The organism is Deltaproteobacteria bacterium (genome assembly GCA_016709225.1).
Lineage (GTDB): Bacteria > Myxococcota_A > Polyangia > Nannocystales > Nannocystaceae > Xiheibacterium > Xiheibacterium phototrophicum.
On record JADJEE010000001.1, the window covers coordinates 1,345,821 to 1,367,538 of the forward strand.

General features: G+C 73.6%; 18 protein-coding genes. 6 read left to right on the forward strand and 12 right to left on the reverse strand.

What is annotated here, in order from left to right:
* Positions 1-24 precede the first annotated feature (24 nt).
* Both IPH07_05610 and IPH07_05615 read left to right on the forward strand, forming a co-directional pair.
* Complete coding sequence (locus IPH07_05610) at positions 25-558, forward strand: hypothetical protein (GenBank protein MBK6916856.1); 534 nt, start codon at positions 25-27, stop codon at positions 556-558.
* Positions 559-569: 11 nt separating this feature from the next.
* Positions 570-1,046, forward strand: a complete 477-nt coding sequence (locus IPH07_05615) for a hypothetical protein (protein MBK6916857.1) — start codon at positions 570-572, stop codon at positions 1,044-1,046.
* Positions 1,047-1,104: 58 nt separating this feature from the next.
* Here IPH07_05615 and IPH07_05620 read toward each other — a convergent pair whose 3' ends face one another.
* The 5 genes from IPH07_05620 to IPH07_05640 all read right to left on the reverse strand — a co-directional run bounded on the left by IPH07_05620 (position 1,105) and on the right by IPH07_05640 (position 8,040).
* Positions 1,105-3,516: a hypothetical protein gene (locus IPH07_05620; GenBank protein MBK6916858.1), complete on the reverse strand. Its 2,412-nt coding sequence runs from the start codon at positions 3,514-3,516 to the stop codon at positions 1,105-1,107.
* 185 nt (positions 3,517-3,701) lie between these two features.
* Entirely contained in the window at positions 3,702-3,875 is a 174-nt protein-coding gene (locus tag IPH07_05625; protein ID MBK6916859.1) for a hypothetical protein, read from the reverse strand.
* Between the two features lie 79 nt (positions 3,876-3,954).
* The gene (locus tag IPH07_05630; GenBank protein ID MBK6916860.1) at positions 3,955-6,486 is read right to left on the reverse strand and encodes a RelA/SpoT family protein; all 2,532 of its coding nucleotides are present in this window, start codon (positions 6,484-6,486) and stop codon (positions 3,955-3,957) included.
* Positions 6,483-7,115, reverse strand: coding sequence for a guanylate kinase (gene gmk, locus IPH07_05635; protein MBK6916861.1), 633 nt, complete (start codon positions 7,113-7,115; stop codon positions 6,483-6,485). The genes IPH07_05630 and gmk overlap by 4 nt, the downstream gene beginning before the upstream one ends.
* The gene (locus IPH07_05640) at positions 7,105-8,040 is read right to left on the reverse strand and encodes a DUF1732 domain-containing protein (protein MBK6916862.1); all 936 of its coding nucleotides are present in this window, start codon (positions 8,038-8,040) and stop codon (positions 7,105-7,107) included. Before IPH07_05640 ends, gmk begins: the two co-directional genes overlap by 11 nt.
* 176 nt (positions 8,041-8,216) lie before the next feature.
* Between IPH07_05640 and IPH07_05645 the strand changes: the two genes are divergently transcribed.
* The gene (locus tag IPH07_05645) at positions 8,217-9,026 is read left to right on the forward strand and encodes a hypothetical protein (GenBank protein MBK6916863.1); all 810 of its coding nucleotides are present in this window, start codon (positions 8,217-8,219) and stop codon (positions 9,024-9,026) included.
* Between the two features lie 66 nt (positions 9,027-9,092).
* Here the strand turns inward: IPH07_05645 and IPH07_05650 are convergent, their stop codons facing one another.
* Both IPH07_05650 and IPH07_05655 read right to left on the reverse strand, forming a co-directional pair.
* The gene (locus tag IPH07_05650) at positions 9,093-9,281 is read right to left on the reverse strand and encodes a hypothetical protein (protein ID MBK6916864.1); all 189 of its coding nucleotides are present in this window, start codon (positions 9,279-9,281) and stop codon (positions 9,093-9,095) included.
* An 84-nt stretch (positions 9,282-9,365) separates the two neighbouring features.
* Entirely contained in the window at positions 9,366-11,114 is a 1,749-nt protein-coding gene (locus IPH07_05655) for a hypothetical protein (protein ID MBK6916865.1), read from the reverse strand.
* 313 nt (positions 11,115-11,427) lie between these two features.
* Here IPH07_05655 and IPH07_05660 point away from each other — a divergent pair, with 313 nt between their 5' ends.
* A complete protein-coding gene (locus IPH07_05660; GenBank protein MBK6916866.1) occupies positions 11,428-12,141 on the forward strand; it encodes a hypothetical protein in 714 nt (237 codons plus the stop codon).
* Positions 12,142-12,197: 56 nt separating this feature from the next.
* Here IPH07_05660 and IPH07_05665 read toward each other — a convergent pair whose 3' ends face one another.
* The 4 genes from IPH07_05665 to IPH07_05680 are packed head-to-tail and all read right to left on the reverse strand — an operon-like array spanning position 12,198 to position 18,816.
* Entirely contained in the window at positions 12,198-14,210 is a 2,013-nt protein-coding gene (locus IPH07_05665; protein MBK6916867.1) for a DUF4340 domain-containing protein, read from the reverse strand.
* Positions 14,207-16,438 (reverse strand): Gldg family protein, encoded by a 2,232-nt coding sequence (locus tag IPH07_05670; GenBank protein MBK6916868.1) that lies wholly within the window; start codon positions 16,436-16,438, stop codon positions 14,207-14,209. Before IPH07_05670 ends, IPH07_05665 begins: the two co-directional genes overlap by 4 nt.
* A complete protein-coding gene (locus IPH07_05675) occupies positions 16,435-17,430 on the reverse strand; it encodes an ABC transporter ATP-binding protein (protein ID MBK6916869.1) in 996 nt (331 codons plus the stop codon). The genes IPH07_05670 and IPH07_05675 overlap by 4 nt, the downstream gene beginning before the upstream one ends.
* 18 nt (positions 17,431-17,448) lie before the next feature.
* Positions 17,449-18,816: a HEAT repeat domain-containing protein gene (locus tag IPH07_05680; protein ID MBK6916870.1), complete on the reverse strand. Its 1,368-nt coding sequence runs from the start codon at positions 18,814-18,816 to the stop codon at positions 17,449-17,451.
* Between IPH07_05680 and IPH07_05685 the strand changes: the two genes are divergently transcribed.
* Positions 18,797-20,449, forward strand: coding sequence for a hypothetical protein (locus IPH07_05685; protein MBK6916871.1), 1,653 nt, complete (start codon positions 18,797-18,799; stop codon positions 20,447-20,449). The genes IPH07_05680 and IPH07_05685 overlap by 20 nt on opposite strands.
* A 60-nt stretch (positions 20,450-20,509) precedes the next feature.
* Here the strand turns inward: IPH07_05685 and IPH07_05690 are convergent, their stop codons facing one another.
* Positions 20,510-20,872, reverse strand: a complete 363-nt coding sequence (locus IPH07_05690) for a hypothetical protein (protein MBK6916872.1) — start codon at positions 20,870-20,872, stop codon at positions 20,510-20,512.
* 95 nt (positions 20,873-20,967) lie between these two features.
* Here IPH07_05690 and IPH07_05695 point away from each other — a divergent pair, with 95 nt between their 5' ends.
* Positions 20,968-21,717, forward strand: coding sequence for an MBL fold metallo-hydrolase (locus IPH07_05695; protein MBK6916873.1), 750 nt, complete (start codon positions 20,968-20,970; stop codon positions 21,715-21,717).
* Position 21,718 lies beyond the last annotated feature (1 nt).

Genomic DNA, 21,718 nt, shown 5'->3' on the forward strand with positions numbered 1-21,718 from the left:
CGCGCGGCGGAGACACTCCCGGGGATGTCGCGCGCCCTCCTCTCGCTGGCCCTGGCCTGCTCGCTGCTCGGTTGCTCGCGCCGCGCTGCGCCGGCTCCGACCCCGCCCGTGACCCCGCCGGCCCCGACCACCGCAGCACGCGACACCACCGCGGCGTCACCGGCTGCGACGACGCCGACCGCCACGCCCGGCAGCGCCCCCGGCACGATCGCGCGCGCCGATCTCGAGTCGGCGCTGGCGCATGGCCCGGCGTGGTTGCTGCGGCAGCTCGGCCCCGAGCCCTACAGCGAGGGGTCGCGCTTCGTCGGCTGGGAGATCACGGCGGTGTTCCCCGACGCACCGGAGCTGTGCGCCACCGGCTGCGATCTGCGGCGCGGCGACATCATCCTCGCGGTCGAGGGCGACCGCGTCGAGACCCCGACCGCCTTCGCGAAGCTGTTCGAGCGGGCCGGATCCCTCGAGGCGCTGCACGTGGTGCGCATGCGCGACGGCGACCGCGAGCAGGTCGTGTTCCCGATCGTGCCGGCCCCGCTTCCTTCGTCGGCGGCGCCGCGTTAGCATCGGCGACGATGATCGACTACGCGATCCTGTGCCAGACGATCGCCGACTGGCAGGCCGGCCGACGCCCGAGTGTGATCCTCCCCTCCTCCACGCCGACGCTGCCGCAGCCGATGGTCGCGGCGCCGCTCGCCACCGACGACGAACCCAGCACGGAGCTGTCGGCCGAGGACTACGACGACGACGCGCAGGCCTACGGCGTGCCGACGTACGACGCCGGCCCCGGCGGCACGCCGCGCGAGGCCATCCCCGTCGAGGGCGGCTGGTCGACACCACCGGCCGACGTCGATTCCACCATGGTCTACGGCACCGGTGGCGCGATGCCAGGCGGCGCATGGGATGGCGGCGGCGAGGCCCACGAGGGCGAGGTGCCGGCCTACGGCGAGGCCGCGGCGGGCGACGACGACGCGTACGAGACCGAGATCGACGCCGACGTCGAGACCGACGGCGAGCTCGGCCCCGACGGCGAGCCGCGCGAGCGCAGCTGACGAGCGCGACGAACGACGCCCGCAGGCCCTCGCGGCGGCGGGCGTAGGGATCCGCGGCTCAGGTCATCGCGAGCGCGAGCGCGACGACCACACCGGCGAGCACGATGCCGCCGACCACGAGGATGGTGGTGCGGTTGCTCGAGTGCACCACGGGGGCGTTCGACGAGGCCAGCACCGGCGGTGCGTCCAGCGGCGGACGCCCGCCACCGGCGGTACGTTCCTCCGCGGGTGGACGCGGCGGCGCAGGGATGTCGACCGCGGTGCTGCGGTTGGTCGGACGCTCGGCCTGGATGTCGCCACGGCGGAAGTAGCTGGTGTCCGGCATGCCCGGCCCCGAGGCCGGGAACACCGTGCGACCCGTGACCCCGCCGACATCACCCGGGGTCGCCTGCACGCCGGTCGCGACGATGGTGCGGCCGCGACCGGGGACCGGCTCGGGCTCGGGATTCGCAGTGACCGAGCCCGAGGCGACCGGGCCCGCGCTCGCGTCCTGTACCGCCGGCTGCGGCTGCGGCTGCGGCTGCGGCGTGACCATGACGGTGTTGCGCTTGCCGTCGGTCTCGACGACCGTGGCCGCCGACGCCGACGCGGTCGCGGCAGGCGTGGGCTGCGAGGAGGCGGTGGCGGTGGCGGTGCCGGGGGCGACCGGCGAGGGCGTGCCGAAGACCGTCCAGCCGCGGTTGTCCGAGGCGCCCGCATCGGCGGGCTCGGGCGCGGCGGCGGCCGGCTCGGGGCCGGCGACGACCGGTGTGAACGCCTGCGGCGCGGCGGCGTCGATCGGCGCCTCCATGAACATGGTCCAGCCCCGCTTGGGCGCACCCGCGGCGGGCTCGACCGGGTCGGCGACGGCGGGTGTCGTCTGGGTGCTGCCCGCGGCGGGCGTGGTCTGGGTGCCGCCGGGGGTCGGCGGGGCCGCGCCCATCGCCGAGGCCTGGGCCGCGACGGCTGCCGCCGCGTTGGGTTCCATGAACATGGTCCACCCGCGACTGCTGGGCGGCTCGCCGCCCTCCGCGGCCGGGGGCGTGGGCTCGGCCGCGGGCATGGGCGCCGGCGCGGCGGCGGGCTCGGGCTCGTCCCGCGTGAACATCGTCCAACCCCGCGTGCTCGGCTTGGGGGCCTCGCCCGGCGTGCTCGGAGGTTCGGGGGCCGGGGCGGTGGCCGCCGGGGCGGTGGCCGCCGGGGCGCTGGTCGCCGGCGTCGGCTCCGATGCTGGCGCGTCAGCGCCGGTGAACATGGTCCACCCGCGCGCGCTCGGCTTGGGCGGCTCGCCGCCGGCCGCAGGGGTCGCGGTCGCGGTGCCGCCAGTGGCCGCCGGGCTGGCGGTCGCCGAGCCGCTGGCACTCGCGGTCGCACCACCGCTGGCGCTTGCCGGGGCCTCCTCGGCGGCGGTCATGAACATCGTCCAACCGCGGGTGCTCGGCTTGGGCGCATCCTCGGCCGCGTCCACGGGCGAGGATGCCGGCGCCGGTGCAGCGGCGCTCGCCGTCGCGGCCGAGGGTGGCGGGCTCGCGGGGGCCGTGCTCGCCGCGGGCGCGCCCGGGCTGAGCGGCTCGTCCGGCTGCGCCTTCATGAACATGGTCCACCCGCGGGTGCTCGGCACCGCCTCGGCGGGTGGCGGCGTCGAGGCGCCACCGGAGGCGTCGTCACCGGCGGTGAACATGGTCCACCCGCGACTGCTCGGCACGCTCGGATCCGGGGCCGCGCCGACACCGGTCGCGAGCTCGTTCACGAACTGCCGCAGCATCATCGGGCGCACGCGCGGGTCCTTGGCGAGTCCGCGGCGCAGCGTGCTGCTCAGATCGTCGGGGAGCTCGCCGGCGAGGTGCGCCTGCAGGATCTGCTCGACCGTGCCCTCGTACAGCGGGCGGCCGCGCAGCATGTACTGCACCAGCGCGGCGAGGTTGTAGATGAGCGTTCGCTGATCGACGACCTTGCCTTCGACCTGCTCGGGCGCCATCGCATCGAGCGGACCGAAGCTCTTGCCGCCCTGCGGCGCGCCGACGGTGAAGCCGGCGACCACGATGCCGCCCGGCGACGGAAACAGCACGTCGGCACCGAGGTTGCGATGGATGACGCCGACCTTCTGCGCCTCGGCGAGTGCCTCACCGATCTGTTGGGCAATCGCGAGGGTGTCGGACTGCGAGAACGGTCCCTGGCGCAGGTGTTCCGCGAGCGTCGGCCCCGGCAGCGCGGCGTGGGCCTCCCACGTGCCACCGTCGGCGAGCTTGCCGCAGGCGTGCACCTTCACCACGCGCGGGTGCTCGAGGCCCTGCAGCTGCCGCAGCTCGCGGAGGCTTCGCTCCAGCACCAATGCCGACGGAAAACACGCCGCGTCGTGGACCGTGAGCTGCACCGCGCCGCCGCCCGCGTCGGTCGCGTCGTACACCGTGGCGCCCGTTCGCTCCCGCGCGACCCCGACGATCGAGTAGCCCTCGATCATGGTGCCGGGTGCCAGCTGTGCCGAGCTCATCAGTCCGTAGCCTTCCTCGAGGCCGAACCGGCCCGGAGCAAGAGACTACGGTGCACGCGACGTCGTGATCAAGAATTGTCCTGGCCCGTCACCGCCTGCGATCTCCCGCGGCGCGACGCGACGCCGCACACCCCCGGTCCTCGAGTGGGCTCCGCGGGCGCGCGGCTTCGTCACGGGCGCGCGCGTCAGCCCTTGGTCGCCGCGCGCTGAGGCGCGGGCTTACCGGGCTCGCCGAGGCTGGCGAACAGCTCGGCTGCGCTGAGCGTGCTGCGACGGGCCTGCTTGGCCTTGCGGGCGCTGCCAGCGTTGCGGTGTCGACGGGCGCGCTTCTTGCGGGTGATCGCTGTGAACGATGCCATGACGGAAGGCCGGTGACTTAGCCGCCGCGCGCGAGGGTGTCAAGCGCGGGCGCCGCGCCTTTTTGAAGGCGGCCCGGGTTCAGGCTGCGCCCTGGGAGAACACGCGCTCGACCCCGCCCACACCGTCGATGCGCTTGAGCGTGGCGACCAGGGACTCGAGCTGCTCGAGCCGCCCGACCGTCGCGTAGAAGGTGTTGATCGCCCGCTCGCCGTCGCCGATCGCCCGGCAGTTGGCCTGCTTGATGTTGACGCCGTGGTGGGAGAACGCGCGGCTCATCTCGGCGAGCAGGCCCAGCGTGTTGGCGGTGCGGACCTCGAGGGTGACCGGGCAGTCGAGCACGAGCCCAGCCTCCCAGCCGAGGTAGATCCGCCGCTCGCCGAGCTGTTCGAGCGCCTCCGGGCAGCCCTGCACGTGGGCGACGATGCCCTTGCCGGCCTCGAAGAAGCCGATGAGGGGGTCGCCCGGCACGGGCGAACAGCACGGCGCCAGGGTGATCATGCCGCGGCCGGTGCCGCGGCCCTCGACGCGCTCGCGGGTGATGAGAATCGGCGCGGTCGCCTGGGTACCCAAGGTCTCGCCGGTTCCGCCCTTGGGCCGCGCCGTCATGCGCCGCAGCATGCGGGCGAACAGCCCGCTCTGATCGCTGGGCGGCGGCGTCACGGGTGCGGGCGCCAGTCGATCGGCCAGCACCGCGGCGGTGATCTGGCCCGCGCCGACGGCCTCGAACACCCCGTCGTCGCCGGTCTCGCGCGGCAGCCCCAGCGCCTCGGCGTGCTCCGCCATGGCGCCCAGATCCTCGAGCCCGGCGATGGCGGCCCCGCGCGACGACAGCTCCTGCTCGATCAGGCTCTTGCCGACCGCCCGGTGCCGCTTGCGCTCGCGCTGTCGCAGGTACTGTTTGATCTTCGCGCGCGCCCGCGAGCTCACGCACATCTTGAGCCACTCCTCGCGCGGCTCGACCGAGGGGTTGGTCAGGATCTCGATGGTGTCGCCCTGGCGCAGGCGGTAGCGCAGCGGGACCAGCTGCCCGTTCACCCGCGCGCCGGTGCAGTGCATGCCGACGTCGGTGTGGATCGCGAACGCGAAGTCGATCGGCGTGCTGCCCTTCGGGAAGGTGTGGATGTCGCCACCGGGCGTGAACACGTAGACCTCGTCGGCGAACAGGTCGGCCTTCACCGCCTCGATGAACTCGCTGGGGTCGGAGACCTCCTGCTGCCAGTCCATCAGCTGCGACAGCCAGGCCATCCGCCGGGCCTCGCTGCCGCCAAAGCGATCGAGCTCCCACTCGGCCACGATGCCGCGCTCGGCGACCGCGTCCATGCGCTCCGACCGGATCTGCACCTCGAGCCGCGTGCCCTCGCGATCGATCACGCTGGTGTGCAGCGCACGGTAGTGGTTCGGTCGCGGCAATGCGATGTAGTCGCGGAAGCGGCCCGGCACCGGCTGGAAGTACGCGTGCAGGTGTCCGAGCGCGGCGTAGCAGGTGCCGCGGTCGCGCGTGACGATGCGGAACGTGACCACGTCGGAGGGCTGGTCGAGCCCGCGACCCTCGCCCTGCAGCATCTGATGGACGCGGTAGGTGCTGCGGCTGCCCATGCGGACTTCGACGGCCCCGAAGGACGCCGGCCATGCGGTCGCCTCGCCGGCGTCGTCGAGCGAGCACGCGGTGTGGTCGAACACCGCCGCGAGGTTGGCGAGCGACGACTGCAGGCCCCGACTGCCGCTCAGCATCCGCACCATGTCGGCCCGCGTGGCCGCGTAGGCGGCGGGCTCGAGGTAGCGAAACGACAGCTCCTGCAGCTCGCGCTGCACGATCTCGATGCCCAGGCGCCCGGCCAGCGGGGCGTAGATCTGCATGGTCTCGCGAGCGATGCGCTCCTGCTTGTCGCGCGGCATGTGCTCGAGCGTCCGCATGTTGTCGAGCCGGTCGATGAGCTTGACCAGCAGCACGCGGATGTCCTGGCTCATGGCCAGCAACATCTTGCGGAAGCTCTCGGCCTGCTGTTCCTGGCGCGAGAGGTACGGCACCTTGCCCAGCTTGGTGACGCCGTCGACGATGGTCGCGACCTCGCGACCGAACTGCTCGGTGAGATCGTAGAGCGTGGTCTCGGTGTCCTCGACGACGTCGTGCAGCAGCGCCGCGGTCACGCCCGCGCCGTCGAGACCGAGCTGCGCGAGCACGGTCGCGACCCGCACCGGGTGCACGTAGTAGGGCTCGCCGCTCTTGCGGAACTGGCCGCGGTGGGCCTCGACGCCGAGCGCGAAGGCCCGCTCGATCGCGTCGGTGTCGGCCGCGGGGTGATGGCGGCGGACCTCGGCGACCAGCGCGGTGCGGGCGCTGCCGTCCTCGAGCTCGCGCTCGCCGACGACCGGGGTCCGCAGCGCCGCGGGGATCTCGAGGCCGAAGGCGTCCGCGGTGGGCTCGGCGCCCGCTGGCTCGGCGGCGACCGGCTCCGCGATCGTCGACACCGGCTCGGCGGCGACCGGCTCGGCGGCGACTGGCTCGGCGATCGTCGACACCGGCTCGGCGATCGTCGCCGCGGGCGACGCGGGCTCGTCCCCGCGCCGCGGGGCGGTCGCGGCGGTCGCGGCCGCGTCCGGCGAGCTCACAGCAACGACTCCTGCCCCGACAGCACCGCCTGGGCCGCGGCCCGCTGGCGCACGCGGCGGTGCTGTTCGGCGACATAGATCGCCCGCAGGGCGTCGTAGGCCCGCTCGAGTTCGTCGTTCATCACCAGGAAGTCGTACTCATCGTAGTGCTCGAGCTCGGCCCGCGCGACCCGGAGGCGCCGCTCGATCACCTCTTCGCTGTCGGTCGCGCGGCGCCGCAGGCGTTCGGCCAGCGCGCGGATCGACGGCGGCAGGATGAACACGAGCACCACGTCGTCGACGAACGAGGCCTTCAGCTTGCGTCCGCCCTGATAGTCGATGTCGAACAACAGATCGCGGCCCTGCGACAGCGCCTGCTCCACCCGGGCGGCCGCGGTGCCGTACATGTGCCCGTGGACCATCGCGTACTCGGCGAACTCGTCGCGGGCGATCATCTCCTGGAACGTCGGGGGATCCACGAAGTGATACTCGACGCCGTCGGTCTCGCCCGGGCGGGGCAGCCGCGTGGTGTACGAGACACTGAACTCGAGCCGCGGGAACTCGGCCCGCAAGCGGTTGCACAGCGTGGTCTTGCCGGCGCCCGACGGCGACGACACCACGAACAGCAGGCCCCTGGCCTCACTCGACATTGCACACCTGTTCACGAATGCGTTCGATGGTCGCCTTGGCGTCGATCACCCGCGCGGCGGCGGCGTGGCTCGCGACCTTGCTGCCGATGGTGGTGACCTCACGCAGCAGCTCCTGGGCCACGAACTCGAGCGTGCGCCCCTGCCCGGTGGCGGCCGGCGCGGCGATGACCTCGCGCATGCGCGCCAGGTGCATGTCGAGCCGCGCGAGCTCCTCGGACACATCGGCCTTGCCCGCGAGGATCGCGAGCTCCTGCGCCACGCGGTGATCGTCGGGGGGCGCGACCGCGGCGGCGGCACACAGCTCGTGCAGGCGCGCGGCCAGGCGCTCGCGCTGCGTGCCGCCCTCGTCGCGCACCCACGCCGCGATGGCCGCGACGCTCGCCGCCAGCTCGTCGTGCAAGCCCAGCAGCACCTCCGCGAGCGCCAGGCCCTCGCCGCGCCGGAAGCCTGCGAGCGCATCGAGGGCCTGGGCGACGAGCTCACCGAGGAACGCCGGTGGTTCGGGCTCGGGCTCGGCCCCGGTGGTGCGCGTCGGCGTCGACGCAAAGCGAAGGACATCCAACACGTTGGGTGGCGACAGCTCGAGTCCACGTTCACGCGCGATGGCGGTGGTCTGCGCGAGCGCCGACAGTAGCGCGTCGAGGCGCGCGGGCTCGACGCCCCACGCGGCGATGCCGTCGGTCGCGGCGCTGGCATGCAGCGCGCGCACCACCACGGTGACGTCGACCCGCCCGCGACCGAGACGCGCCTCGACGTGGCCGCGGATCTCGTGATCGACGCGGGCCCCGAACGGCTGCCGGATCTTGAGCTCGAGGTGACGCGCGTTCACGGAGCGCGCCTCGACCTCGAGCGTCGCGCGGCTGGCCGGCGCGGGCTCCCAGGTGCGGGACGCCGCGCCGAACCCCGTCATGCTGCAGACTGGCACGGGCGTCCGCGCATCTTCGCAAACACCGGCCGCGCTCGCCAGAGAAAGGCTACCGGGCGCACGCGCGCCACCTGCGACGGGGCCCTCGACGCCGGTGCCGTGCGCACGCCCGCGCGGACGGCCAAGCGACGGCGACGTCGCGACCGCGCCGCCGCGCTTGCTATGCTGCGCCGCCCGTGGCCGCCCTCCCCGCACTCGCGCTCGCGCTCGCGCTCGCACCGGCGCCGGCCGACGACGACGCTCCGCTGCCGGCGACCGACCAAGGCGGCCCACCGGCGCCGGTCGACACGCCGCGCCGCGATGGCGCGTCCGAGCAGCCGAGCACCGCCGCCGCGCCGGCGCCCGAGCTCGACGCGAAGGCCAAGCGGCGCGCGCGGTGGGTCGAAGAGGGCGCACCTTCGAAGCGCCGCTTCCTGGTCGGCATCGCAGGCGTGTTGATGCAGGTGCCGCCGCTGCGCCTGCGCGCGGTGCCGATCGATCCCCGCGACGTGGGCCGCACCGTCGCACTCGGCGGGCTGGGGCTGTTCGGTCGCTTCCGACCGCGACCGATCGTCGGCCTCGAGCTCGACATCCGCTCGGGTTCGGTGAGGTACACCCGCAAGGACGCCGACGTCTCGGTGCGCCAGGACCAGCTGCTGGTCGACGTCGGCGCGCTGCTCTACCTGGGGCGCGGCGACGTGTTCCAGCTCGCGCTCGCCGGTGGACTCGGCGGCATGGCGACGCAGCTGCGCTACGACGCCTTCGATGCCACCGGTCGCCAGCGCTACGGCGCCTTCACGCTGCGCGTGGGCGCCGATGCGGAGTTCCTGCTCAAGCGCATCGCAATCGTGCTGTCGTTCCGGACCTACGGCATCGTCACCGATCGCCGCGGCGCCAAGTCGAGCGGCGCCGTGCTGGCCAGGACCAACGACGAGGGTCGACGCGCGCCGATGGCGACGTTCTCGACCATGCTGTCGGGCTCGATCGGCATCGCGTACCGCTTCTAGTCGTGCCCAGCACCCGCGCGAGCGGACGTGGCGACGACCGTGCAGCACGACGCACGAGCGCGTGGTCTAGCGCTGCGCGGGCGTGTCTTGCTCGGCGTCGAACTTGGCCAACAATCGCTCGATGCCGCGATAGCGCAGCGGCGCGTCGTCGTCGACGTCGGTGATGCCGGGCTGCGCCAGCGCGACGGAGGCGTTCGGGCTGACGGCGGCGGGCGTGGGCAGGAACAGCGAGAAAAGTGCGATCCAGAGGTACATGGCGTGCGTCCGGTGCGGGGTCCGGCGGCACTATGGATCGCGCGGTGATCTCCCCGCAAGAAATCGGCACGGCGTCGATCATCGCTACGGCGCTGGGGGCCAGCGATCGGCGGCCGACAGCTGCAGCAGGTCGAGCTGCGGCAGGTCGTCGACGAACGTCAGCCCTTGCACGCGACGGCTGACGATCGCCAGTGAGCTCGGTGCATGCAACACGCTCGCGACGCGCAGCGCCGACAGCCGCGCAGCGACCTCGGCGAGTGCGCTGCGCCGCGCGGCGCGGGTGGTCGCGGCGCGATAGCCCTCGAGCGCGCGGTCGAGCGCGTCGTCGGCGACGCCGGCGATGTTGAGCTCGCCCTTGCGATGGAAGTACGGGTAGAGGTCGGCATCGCTGGCGGTCGACAGGCGCAGCATCGCGACGTCGAACGAGCCCTGGCGCATCAGACCGAACAGGTACGCGAAGCTGGCGGTCGCCTGCGGCACCGTCACGCCCAGCTTCTGCCACGCCCGTCGCAGCGCCGCCGCGGTCGCGTTCGCGGTCCCACCGGCGCCGTCCCACATCAACACCAGCCGCAGCGAGCCCTCGCCGCGGCGACGCACGCCGCGATCGATGCGCCAGCCCAGCGCGTCGAGGGCCGCCGCCGCGGCGGTCATCGCCGGCCCGTCGCCCTCGCCGGGGGCGGGCGCCGGCAGCCCGAAGGCCCCCCACGCCGCCGCGGCCTTGGCCGCGTGCAGTCCCGCGAGATCGATCTCGACCGGTGCGCGCAGATCCACCGGCGCGTCGGCGGCCACCGGCGGCATGGCATCGCGGGTCGCCGCGATCGCGACCCGCGGGATCGCGCGATCGAGCGCCGCACGCAGGGCCACGGCGTCGAGCGGGCCCTTGCGCAGGTTGTAGAACAGCAGGTCGAAGCGCGGCGGGGTCAGCAGCCATGCGGTGAAGCGCGCGGCCATGCCGGGCTTGGCCAGCTCGCGCGGCACGAAGCTCGGCGGAATCTCGAGCGCGAGGTGGACGTCGCCGCGGCGCAGTCGCACCAGCGTCTGCGAGCCGTCGGTGCTGGCCTCGAGCCGGATGCGTCGCACGGCGGCGCTGCGACGGGCCCCACCGCTGCCCTCGAGCACGATCGCATCGGGCTCGAACGCGACCACCCGCATGGGGCCGGTGCCGATCGGTGCCTTCGCGAAGCCGCCACCGCGTCGCTTGCCCTTGGGCCAGATCTTCATCGCCGCGAGCCGCTCGAGCAGCAGCGGATCGGCGCGCTCGACCTCGACGTGGACCCACTTGCCGCGGTCCTCGGCGTGCGTGCCCGCGGCCGCCGGCGGGCGATCGACCAACTCGACGCGCTCGAGCTCGCCGAGCTGATGCCGGGCGCGCAGCGCATCGCGGCGGGGGTCGAGCCACGCCGACATCGCCTCGAGCACGTCCTCGGGGCGCACGCGGCTGCCGTCGTGGAACTGCACGTCGGGCCGCAGGTGACACCAGGCGTGCTTGGGCGCCGCCGCGGGCGTGAGCACGCAGTCGTCGGCCAGCGCGAGCTCGACGAAGGGTGCGTCGTCGCCCGCGATCCGCGTCAGCCCCTCGAACACGAGATCGTCGACCACGCGCTGTCCCCACGGGTCGAGCTCCGCCATCGGGTCGAGCCCCTCGGGCAGTCGGCGCACGGCGATGACGAGCGTGTCGTCGGGCAACGCCGTCCGCGGCGGCTCGGTGACGGTCGCCTCGCGTGGGCCGGCCGCCTCGGCATCGGGCTCCGGCTCGCCGCCGCAGGCGAGCGCGTGGGTCGTCGCGAGCGCAAGCACGATCGCCTGCACGACGCCGCGCAATCCCCTGGTCACCGCGCCATCGCGATCCCCGGTCGGCGTCGCTCGGCACGGCTGCGCGTACGCGTCCCCGCTCGCCGCCGGTTGCGGACGCCGCCTGCGCTGGATCTCGTCTGCGATCATCGCTGCCACGGGGCCGCCCCCCAAAGGGCCGGGCGCGGCCCCTCTCGCTTACCGCATGCGGGCCGGTCGCGCCCACCCGCCCCTTGAAAAGCCCGACGGCGCCATGGTACCTACGCTAGCGATTACGGGACCATGGGTGCCGACTGTCGCCCCTCGCGGGGCGGGCCACGAGGTACTCTTCTCCCGGAAAGGCCGCCACCGCGCCATGACCCACGTTCGATACGCGCTCGCCACCCTGCTCGTGCCCCTGGGCCTCTTCGTCGCCTGTGACAAGAAGGCCGAGGTCGCGGAGTCCAAGCTCGACGAGAAGGAGGCTCCGGTCAGCAACGTGAAGGTCGAGCTGCCGCCCTCGCCCAACTTCGACGAGGGCAAGGCGCCCGAGCAGTGGGAAGACGGCTCGTACTCGATCTACGGGCTTCGCTCGAAGCTCGACGAGCGCGTCAAGGAAGGCGAGAACAACAAGGAAATCCAGGTCAAGGGCTGGGTGCAAGAGATCTACGTCGCGCCGCCCTGCCCGGAGGGCGTGTGCGCACCGCCGAAGCAGCCCCACGTGTGGATCACCGACACCCAGGGCGAGCAGGGCAAGAAGCGCGCGATGATGGTCGTGAACTACCGCTTCTCGATCCCCGAGCACCAGGCCAAGATGTGGAAGGACGTGCCGCAGGTCATCCTCGAGAAGGACAAGCGCTACACGTTCCTCGGCAAGTTCAAGCAGTTCTCGGACACCGGCTTCGCGTTCGACCGCGGTCTGCTCGAGTTCGTGGCCTACAAGCCCATCGACCCCGCGACCGGACAAGAGTCGTCGACCTGGGTCTACCCGCCCAACTCGCCGTGGCACCCGCTCACGATCCAGGCGCAGGAGGCGGAGAACGCCGAGCTGGCCAAGAAGGCCCAGGCCACCGCAATCAAGCAGCCGTAGGTCGCCGCGGGCGACCGGAGCCAAGGGGGGGAGCTGCTCGCGCGGCCCCCCCGTTTTCAATTCTCCATCGCGTAGTACCACGGCTCGCCGCGGACGCGGGCCCAGTCGGTACCCAGCTCGAGCACCCACGGCTCGCCGCTGCGCGGGGCCACCGACAGCCACACGCGCGGCTCGTCCGACGGACGGCCGCGGCGCAGCGCGATCGCCCGCCACATCGGCCAGCGCCGCAGGCTTGCGCCCAGCTCACCGAGCGGCGCACCGTCCTCCCGCACCAGCTCGCCATCCTGGCGCACCAGCGACGTGGCGGCGTCGCCCTCGTGCACGACGACGGCGTCGGCGTCCTCGAGCACGCGCTCGAGCGGCGTGTCGATGAGCAGGTCCTCGCGCAGCGATGCGCAGGTGCCCTCGCCCACCGTGGCCGCGCGGCCGCCATCGACCGCGACCACGCAGCCGTCCCACAGCGTCAGCTCGAGCGCGTCGCCGCGGCCGTCGCGGGCCACGGTCTCGGCGCGGATCGTCCGCAGCGGCGGGCCGCTCGGGGTCGTCACCCACGCGATCGCGCGGGCTCCGGCGATGGTCGCCGACAACGCCTCGACCCGCTCGGAATCCAGCACCGCATCGCCCTCGGGGTGCCGCGGCGCGTCGAGCCGCCAGACCCCGAGGTCGAGGTGCACGCTCTGCCGCAGCGCGTCGGGGCCGTCGAGTTCGAGCGCACGCAGGTCCCCGGCGGCGATCGACACCAGCTGGCGATCGCCGAACGAGCTGGCCGAGAACGCCGGCGTGTCGGTCAGCCGCACCGGGAACGCGGGCTCGTCGTCTCGCGCGCACAGCCACGCCGACGGTGGCGTCAGCACGCGGCAGCGCAGCCGGATCTGCGCGGTGGTGTCGCTGTGGAACGTGAGATCGAGCTCGGGCGTGCCGAGCTCCTGCGGCGCGTCGGTCGCGAGCCGTGCGTCGTGCAGCGCGTTCCACCAGCGGAACACCTCGGCCTCGGGCACCGTGGTCACCGCGCTGCCGTCGTGCTCGATGACGAAGCCTCTCGCGTCGCGGCGCAGACGCGACGGCGTCGGCGTGTGCTGCTCGATCGACATCACGCTGCCGTAGTCCCACGGCACCAAGCGGGGCTCGATCCACGACGGCGCATCGTCGCCGCGGCCGGGCCACGGCCACGGCGCGGTGACCCGCGCGTCGACACAGCCCGCGCGACCAAGACCGCGATCGATCACGACGCGCTCAGCTTCGGCGTCGCAGGCCTCGCCGCGCCACAGCGGCAGTGTGCGGCCGTCGTCGGTGTGCAGGGTCAGCCACGGCGCACCGCTGCGATCGGCGAGCGGCTCGCGCAGCGGATCCATGCGCGCCGACAGCACGCGCCCCAGCCGGGCATCGACCGCCGTGCTCGACAGCAGCGCCGTGCGGCCGTCGTTGTCGGCGCGCCACAGACCGTCGTCGCCCCGGCGCACGCGCGCGTCGGCGAAGGTGACCTCGCGGACCTGCGCCGGCTCGAGCACGAAGGCCCGCCGCGCGATCCATGCGGTCGCGTCCTGGGCGACCCAGTCGCCGAGCTCGCGCTCGACCACCCACACCGCGTCGTCGTCGACGCCGACACGCGCGGCGTAGAGCCCAGCACCGTCGGGGCTGCGGGCGCCCAGCGCGAGCTCGAAGCTGCCGCGGCCGTCCTCCACCCGCACCCGCCCGGCGCTGCCGATCGCCGCCTCGTTCGCGCTGACACTGGCGGCGCGCAGGCTCGTCGCGGCGGCGAGCGCCGACCACAGCCCGTCGACCGCATCGGGGTCGGCGGGGCCGACCAGCTCGCGATCGGCCCACACCCACAGGCCGGCCGCGTCGGGGTGGCTGGCGATGCTGCAGCGGCTGCCGTCGGCCCGCTGCAGCTCGATGCTGGCGCCCTCGGGGATGCCCGCCGCCAGCTCCGGCAGCAGCCGCGCGGCCACGCTGCGGTTCGACACGTACGCACCCTCGGTCCGCTCGCGCTGCCACGGATCCACGCGCACGAGCGCGACCGCTGCGATCGCCGCTGCCGCGAGCGCCCAGGTGGTCGTGCTCGGCTTCATCGCCGCCGCCTCCACAGCATCCACAGGCCCATCGCGACCGCGAAGCCCGGCAGGCCCAGCAGACACACCCACGTCATGCGTTCGAGCTGTGCCGGCAACAGCACCAGCTTCACGTGCTCGCGCGGGCGGGCCTCGATGCCCAGCAACCGCGCGCGATCGGTCAGCCAGCCGATCGCGTTGCGCACGAGATCGCGGCCGTGATCGTAGACGACGTCGTCGCGCAGGAATGCGTTGAGCACGAACTGGTCGGAGGCCACGAGCACCAGCTTCGAACCGCCGCGCACGCCGGCCGCCGCGACCACCACCGGCCCCTCGCGATCGCCCGGACCGCGCTCGGGGACCACGCCGCGGGCGAGCCCCGCGAGGTCCGACTCGGCCCAGCCGTCCTCGCCGACCGACAGCAACGCGACCGGCGGCTCGCCCTCGCTGGCGCCGAGCTCGAGCTCGCGGACCAGCATCAGGCTCGCGGCGCGACCGACCAGCGCGCGCACGATCGGGTGGTCGCCCCAGCCTTCGACCAGCGTGAACGCCAGCAGCGGCGTGCCGCCGGGCATCGCGTGCGGATCGACGACCACGCGCTCGCCGAGCGCGAGCCCCCAGCGCGCCAGCAGCGGCTCGAGCCCGTGGCGCGCCAGCCGGTCCTGCCCCGGCAGCATCACCGCACCGGCCAGCACCAGCAGATCACCACCGCCGTCGGCGTAGCGCGTGATCGCATCGACGTGGGCCACCGGCAGCTGGCCCGAGGGGCCCGCGACGATCACCAGGTCGCAGCTGGCCAGGCCGTCGTGGCCGTCGAGATCGGCGATCTGCACCTCGATGTCGCGCGCGCGCAGGAGGTCGGCGAAGTGGGCGATGCCACCGTAGGGCTCGAGCCCGTCGATCGCCGGCTCGCCGTGGCCCTGGGTCACGCACGCGTGGGTCTCGCGGGCGTCCTGCACCTGCGCGAAGGCCCCCAGCAGCGCCTCCTCGCCGCGGAACTCCTCGACCCGCGGTCCGGTCTGCTGCACGTCGGCGCCGGTCGCCCACACCACCAGCTCGTCGGGCATGATCTGCGTGCGCCGCAACGCGGTGCCGACCCCCGACTGCACCAACACCACGCCGTCGGCGAGGTCGCGCCCAGAGAGCCCGTACTGCGCCACCAGCTGCTCGGCCTCCTGCCGATCGCGATCGGGATCGATCTCGGTCACGCGCAGCTGCGGCGAGACCTCGGCCATGCGTCGCAGCACCTCGCGCAGTTCGCCGGCCAGCGGGTTGGGTCGACCGCCGCCGCCGAGCGGCGGGATCATCGTACGCACCTCGACCGGCTGCGCGATGCCCTCGAGCTGCTCGCGCGCCCGCTCCGAGAGCGCGTAGACCTGCCCGCCGGTCCAGTCGTCACGCGTGGCATGTCGCGCGCCCCACCACGCGACGTGGACCACCACGATCGCACCGAGCCCCCACTGCAGCACCCGCTCGAGATCGCGACGCGGATCGACCAGCAACGCGGCCGCCCACACCCCGAGCACCACGATCGCGCCGTGCAGCCACAGCCAGCGGCCGTCGACGATCCCCTGCGCGAGGTCCTGCATCATCGCCAGCAGGCTGGTCTGCTCGAGCCATGCGGCCAGGGTGGGCGACTCGACCTCGGGCGCCAGCAGCCCCAGCATCAGCACCAGCGAGCACACCACGAAGGTGGCGATCGCGGCCGACAGCTGCGACCGCGCGGCCGCGCTCGCGACCAGCCCGATCGCCAGGAAGCTCGCGCCCACCAGCGCGGTGCCGAGGTAACCCGCCGCGATCGGCCCGACGTCGACCTCGACCGCGGCGCCGCGCAGCAGCAGGTAGAACACGGCGGTCGGCAGCCACAGCGCGGCATAGAACGCGAACGCAGCGATGAACTTGCCGAGCGCGAACTGGCTCGGCTGCACCGGCGCGGTGAGGACCGCCTCGAGCGTGCCCTGGCGGCGCTCCTCGGCGACCAGACGCATCGCGACCGCCGAGCAGATCGCGACCACCGGCAGCCAGAAGATGAAGAAGCTGCCGCCGAAGTAGAACTGCATCACCGGCCCGGGCGCCGCCAGCGGGTCGTTGAGCACGCGCAGCAGCAGCGCGAAGTCGTAGCCCTGCTGCAGCAGGAACAGCGTCGCGACCACGTAGCCGAGCGGCGTCACGAACAGCGACAGCAGCTCGCGCGACGCGATCGCCAGCGTGCCGCGCGTCCACGCCCGCGCCCGCGCGAGCGGACTCATGCGCGCTGTCCCCCGGTGACCTCGGCGAAGCGGGCCTCGAGTCGCGTGCGGCCCGGCACCAGCGCGCGCACGGCCACCGCGGCGGCCAGCGATGCCGCACCGACGGCGTGCCGCAGCGCCACCACGGTGCGATCATCGTCGGCGGCGAGCTCGATCCGCAGCGCGGTGCCGCCCTCGCCGGCCGGCACCGGCACCAGGCTCGGCGTCGCCCCGGCGTGGCCGACCGCGTCGCAGGCCGCCGCGACGATGGCCTCGGCGCGGGCGCGATCGCAGGCCAGCTCCACGTGCAGCTCGTTGGCCGCGAGTGCCTCGTCCATCGCCGCGTCGAGCACCACGCGGCCGTGGGCGAGGATCACCACGCGATCGCACAACGTCTCGACCTCGGCGAGGATGTGCGAGCTGAACACCAGCGTCTGCGCGCCGCCGAGCTCGCGGAGCATCGCGCGGATCTCTCGGATCTGGTTGGGATCGAGCCCGACGGTCGGCTCGTCGAGCACCAACAGCGGCGGCGAGCCCAGCAGCGCGTCGGCGATGCCGACCCGCTGACGGTAGCCGCGCGAGAGCTTGCCGACCGGGGTCGCGAGCACGTCGGTGAGCCCGGTGGCCGCCGCCACGCGGTCGATCTCGGCCGCGACCCGGGCGGTGGGCAGGCCTTTGATCTGCGCGCGGAATCGCAGCTGCTCACGGCAGCGCAGCTCGGGGTAGAGCGGCACCAGCTCGGGCATGTAGCCGGTGGCGCGGCGCACCGCGAGCGAGTCGGTGCGCACATCGAGGCCGCCGACCTCGACCTGCGCGGCCGGCCAGCGCACCGGCAGGAAGCCGCAGAGGATCCGCATCAGCGTGCTCTTGCCGGCGCCGTTGGGACCGAGCAGGCCGACCCGCTGACCGGCTGCGATCGCACAGGCCACGTCGTCGAGCGCGGCCCGGGCGGCGCCGGGGTAGCGATGCGTCAGGTGCTCGATGCGTAGCGAAGCGGGCGCGCGGGGGGACATCGTCGGGGCGACGGGCGACTACGGTGCTTGGCGCCGCGGATCGGGAGCGGCATCGGGAGCGGCATCGGGAGCCGAATCGGGAGCCGGAGCAGGAGCCGGAGCGGGAACCGGATCGGTACCACGCGCCGCGTCGCCGCCACCACCCTCGCCGCCCCGCGACGCCGGCTTCGCGTCGCCCGCCGGCACCGGCGGGCCGTCGGGCGCCGGCTTCGCGTCGCCCGCGGGCTTGCCCGGCGCCGCAGTGCCGGGCGTGCCGGCCGGCGGCGGCCCGTCGAGCTTGGTGTCGACCGGGTCGCGGTCGATCTCACCGAGCGCCCACGCGATCGCCTCGCGGACCTCGGGCGAGGTCTCGGCCGCCAGCACCGTGGTCAGTCGGGGCTTGTAGCCGGCGAGCCGGTGGATGCCCATCGTGGTGGCGATGGCGGCCCGCACCGCCGCGTCGGGTTCGCTCTGGAGCGCGTACAGCAGCGCGAACGCGGTGCCGACATCGCTCGCCGATGCCAATGCCTGTGCACACGCGACCCGCTCCTGCGTGCCCACGATGTACGCGCCATCACGCCGCAGGGTGAGGCCATCGATGAGTCCGGCGCGCCGCACTTCGTAATCGGCGTAGGCCTTGGCACTGGCGTCCTGCTTGCCGGCCTTCACGAGGATCTCGCCGAGCGCGAGGTATTGCTCGAGGTTGTCGGGGTCGAGCTCGATCGCACGACGCTGCGCCGCCTCGGCGGCGGCGTAGTCCTGCGTCTGCAACAGCGCCCGCGCGAGCGCCATGTGGGGCCCCGCGTCGTCGCCGACCAGCTCGGTCGCGCGTCGGTACGCGCCCGCAGCTTCGGCCGCGTGGCCACGCTCCTGGTGCATCGCACCCAGCAACAGCGCGGCGTTGGCCTGCAGATGCACGTCGTGCGCCTGCGCCCCCAGCTTGCGCAACTCCGACGTGATCTCGGTGAACTCCTTCGAGCCGGCCGCGCCACCGAAGTGCTCGGGGTCGGCATCGAAGCCGCGCTTGAGCTCGGCGTAGCGGCTCGCCAACGCGTCGTCGTCCAACGCCGCCGGTGGCGGCGGTGCGGGCAGCGGTGTCATCGAGCCGCTGGGTTCACCGCCGCATGCGAGCCCACCCGCGTGGACCCCCGCGAGCGCGAGGACCAGCGCGCAAGCGAGCCGACGCCCGTACCCACGCGCACCGCCGCTGCGAGCGGCCGACCGCGACACGGAAACCAACCCCGCCCACCATGCACCATCGATCGTGGTGTGGGCCCCCGCGGGCCGCGAGGTCCCGGTGCGAGACGACGCAGGAATCATCACCGCCAGGTTGCCACAGCCGCGCGCGGACGTGTACGATGCCAATGTCGGGTTTGTTCGGAGTCGCGTGCGTACGTCGTCGTTCATCGGTGCGTTGCTGACCCTCGCGGGCTCGTCTGCGTGCGGACAGATCAGCGACCCCGCAGTTCCGTGCTCCGCGATCGCGATCGACGAGGCACGCGCGGCCACGGTCGCGGCGCAGCCCGGTGCCGCCGTGATCGCGATGTCCGACGCGCCGCGCCCATGGATCGTCCACTGGCGCTGCCCGCCGAGCCCGGGCCGCGACGTCGAGCCCAGCGTCGCGCTCGGCTGCAGCTATCAGCGGACGTACCTCGAGAGCGAGCTGTCGGCGGTGCCGGCGGGGGCGGCCGAGCGTGGCCACCAGCTGCGCGACGACATCGTCCCGCTCGGCGGTGGCAGCACGCTGCTGGTGACCTCGACCGGACGCTTCGTCGTCGCGGTGGACCTCGCCGAGTCGGAGCTCCGCACGTGGCGGATCGATCCCTGGGCCGAGGACCCGGTGCACGAGATCTACTCGCGTGCGATCGGTGGCGACGACGCAGCGCAGCTGGTGGCGGGCATGCGAGGCAGCGACATGGTGCTGGTGCGCGACACCAGCCGCGAGCTGCGTTGGCTCGAGGCCGCAACCGGCATTGCGCGGCCGGTGGCGCCCGATCACCCGCAGCTCAAGATCGTCGCGATCGGCGAGTCGTACGTGGTCGGCCGCGAGGTCGTCGACGGCGATCACGACCGCGTGGTGCTGGTGCCGATCGGCGAGGACCACGAGTTCGATGGCGTGGTCGACCTGCCGCTCGCGCAGGACCTCTCGCGCGTCGAGATCACCGCCGACGACGCCTACGTGGTGGTCACCAGCGGCGAGGGCGAAGGCGCCGAGACCTCGGTGTACGGCATCCCCGACGGCGACCGCGTCGATCGCTTCAGCGGCAGCGCGGTCAACGGCAACGTACCGCTCGAGGTGCTGCCGGGCCTGCGCGCGACCACCCCCGATGGCGTGCACCTGGCCTACCGCACCAGCACCGGCGCGCTCGCCATGCGCGAGCTCGGGGCCGGCTCGGCGTGTCTGGTGCGCAGCGCGAGCGCGGGCGATCACTCGCTGGCCGGCTTCGCGGCCGACGGCATGCTGTACATGCAGGCCGACGGCGCCTACTCCGAGAGTCACCTGCTGGCGTTCGACCCCACCACGCGCCGCATGACCGCGCTCGATCCCGACACCAGCGGCCACCACCTGGTCGCGGTGCCGCCGAGGTTGGCCGACCGCGCGCAGCCCTGGGCCGTCGGCGTGCACGAGGGCTCCTACGCGGCGATGCGGGCGGGTGGCGGCGCGATGGGCCTCGGCCTCAAGTCGCCGGTGTTCGTGCCGCGCCTCGACGACGCCAATGCGCTGTGGGTCGGTGACACCTACGAGGACGCCTCCGATCGCACGCGCTTCGGCATGCGTCGCATCCAGCACACCGACGCCGGCTTCGTGCCACTCGATCAGAGCATCGCGCCGATCGACGTCGGCGGCGGCCACATCGACGCCAGCCTGACCTTCCTCTCGAGCAACGAGCGCCCGTGCCTGTCGACCGGCACGCCCGGCGGCTGGGCCTACCAGTGCGGCAACCCGCGCTCGGGCGGATTCCTGGCCAACGCGCCGGCACCGGGCTCGGAGAACCCGCGCGGCGACGACGACCAACCGCCGCTGCCCACCAACGACTAATCGCAGCCCGTGCACGCGCGACGCGTGGGCCCGCCCTCGTGCGCCCGCGGTTGGTGGGGATCAGGGCTGGTTCGCGTCGACGCCGGCCTCGGCACCGCGACAGCGGACCGCGGCCGGGTGCGACTCGAGCACCGTGCACGCGGCGGCCTCGCAGCCCGCTGCAGCGCAGGCCGCCTCGGCGTCGTCGTAGCAGCAGCTGTCGTGCTCGTAGGCGCAGCCCTCGGGGCGACCGTCCCAGATGCGACCGACACCGTTGCACGGCGGCGGCTCGCGGGCGCCGCTCGATCCCCCGCCGTCGCCGCCAGCGTCGGCCTCGACCTTGCCGTCCTCGGCGCCCGTGCCCTCGCGCGTGCGCGGGCGCGTACCCACGCGACAGGCCATCGAGGTCACCGCGCAGGCGAGCAGGAGCGCGGTGAGCCGCATCGGGCCAATCTACTCGATGCCGCATGGGCCTGTCAGGCCCCTCGAGCACGGGCCGCGACACGGGGTCGGTGCCCGTGCGACAAACGTCGCCCGCCATGCTGCTGCAACAGCTCTTCGAGCCGCTCTCGAGCACGTACACGTACCTGCTGGCCGATCCCATCGGTGGCGTCGCGGCGCTGGTGGACCCGGTGCTCGAGACCGTCGATCGCGACCTCGCGCTGCTGCAGTCGCTGGGCCTGCGGCTCACGCACACGATCGAGACCCACGTGCACGCGGACCACCTGACGTCGGCCCGCAAGCTGCGGCACCTCACCGGCGCGCGGGTGGTCGCGCCGGCACTCGACGCCCTGCCCTGCGCCGACATCGGTGTGCGCGACGGCGAGACCCTCCAGCTCGGGACGATCGCAATCGTGCCCCGCTTCACGCCCGGGCACACCGACACGCACCACGCATACGTCATCGCCGGCGGCATGGTTCCGTGCGTCCTGACCGGCGACGCACTGCTCATCGACGGCTGCGGTCGCACCGACTTCCAGGGCGGCGACGCGCGCACGCTCTACCGCTCGATCACGCAGGTCTTGTTCGCGCTGCCGCCCGATACGTTGGTCTATCCCGGCCACGACTACCAGGGACGCCGGGTCTCGACCATCGCGCAGGAGCGCGATCGCAACCCCCGACTCGCCGGCAAGGACGAGGACGCGTTCGTGGAGATCATGGCGGCGCTGCAGCTGCCCTACCCGCGCAAGATGCCCTACGCCGTGCCGGGCAACCGCATGTGTGGCGAGTGCCCGCCGGATGTGCCCGACGAGCTGCGATCGCCGTGCGAGCTCGGCGATCAGGGCTGAC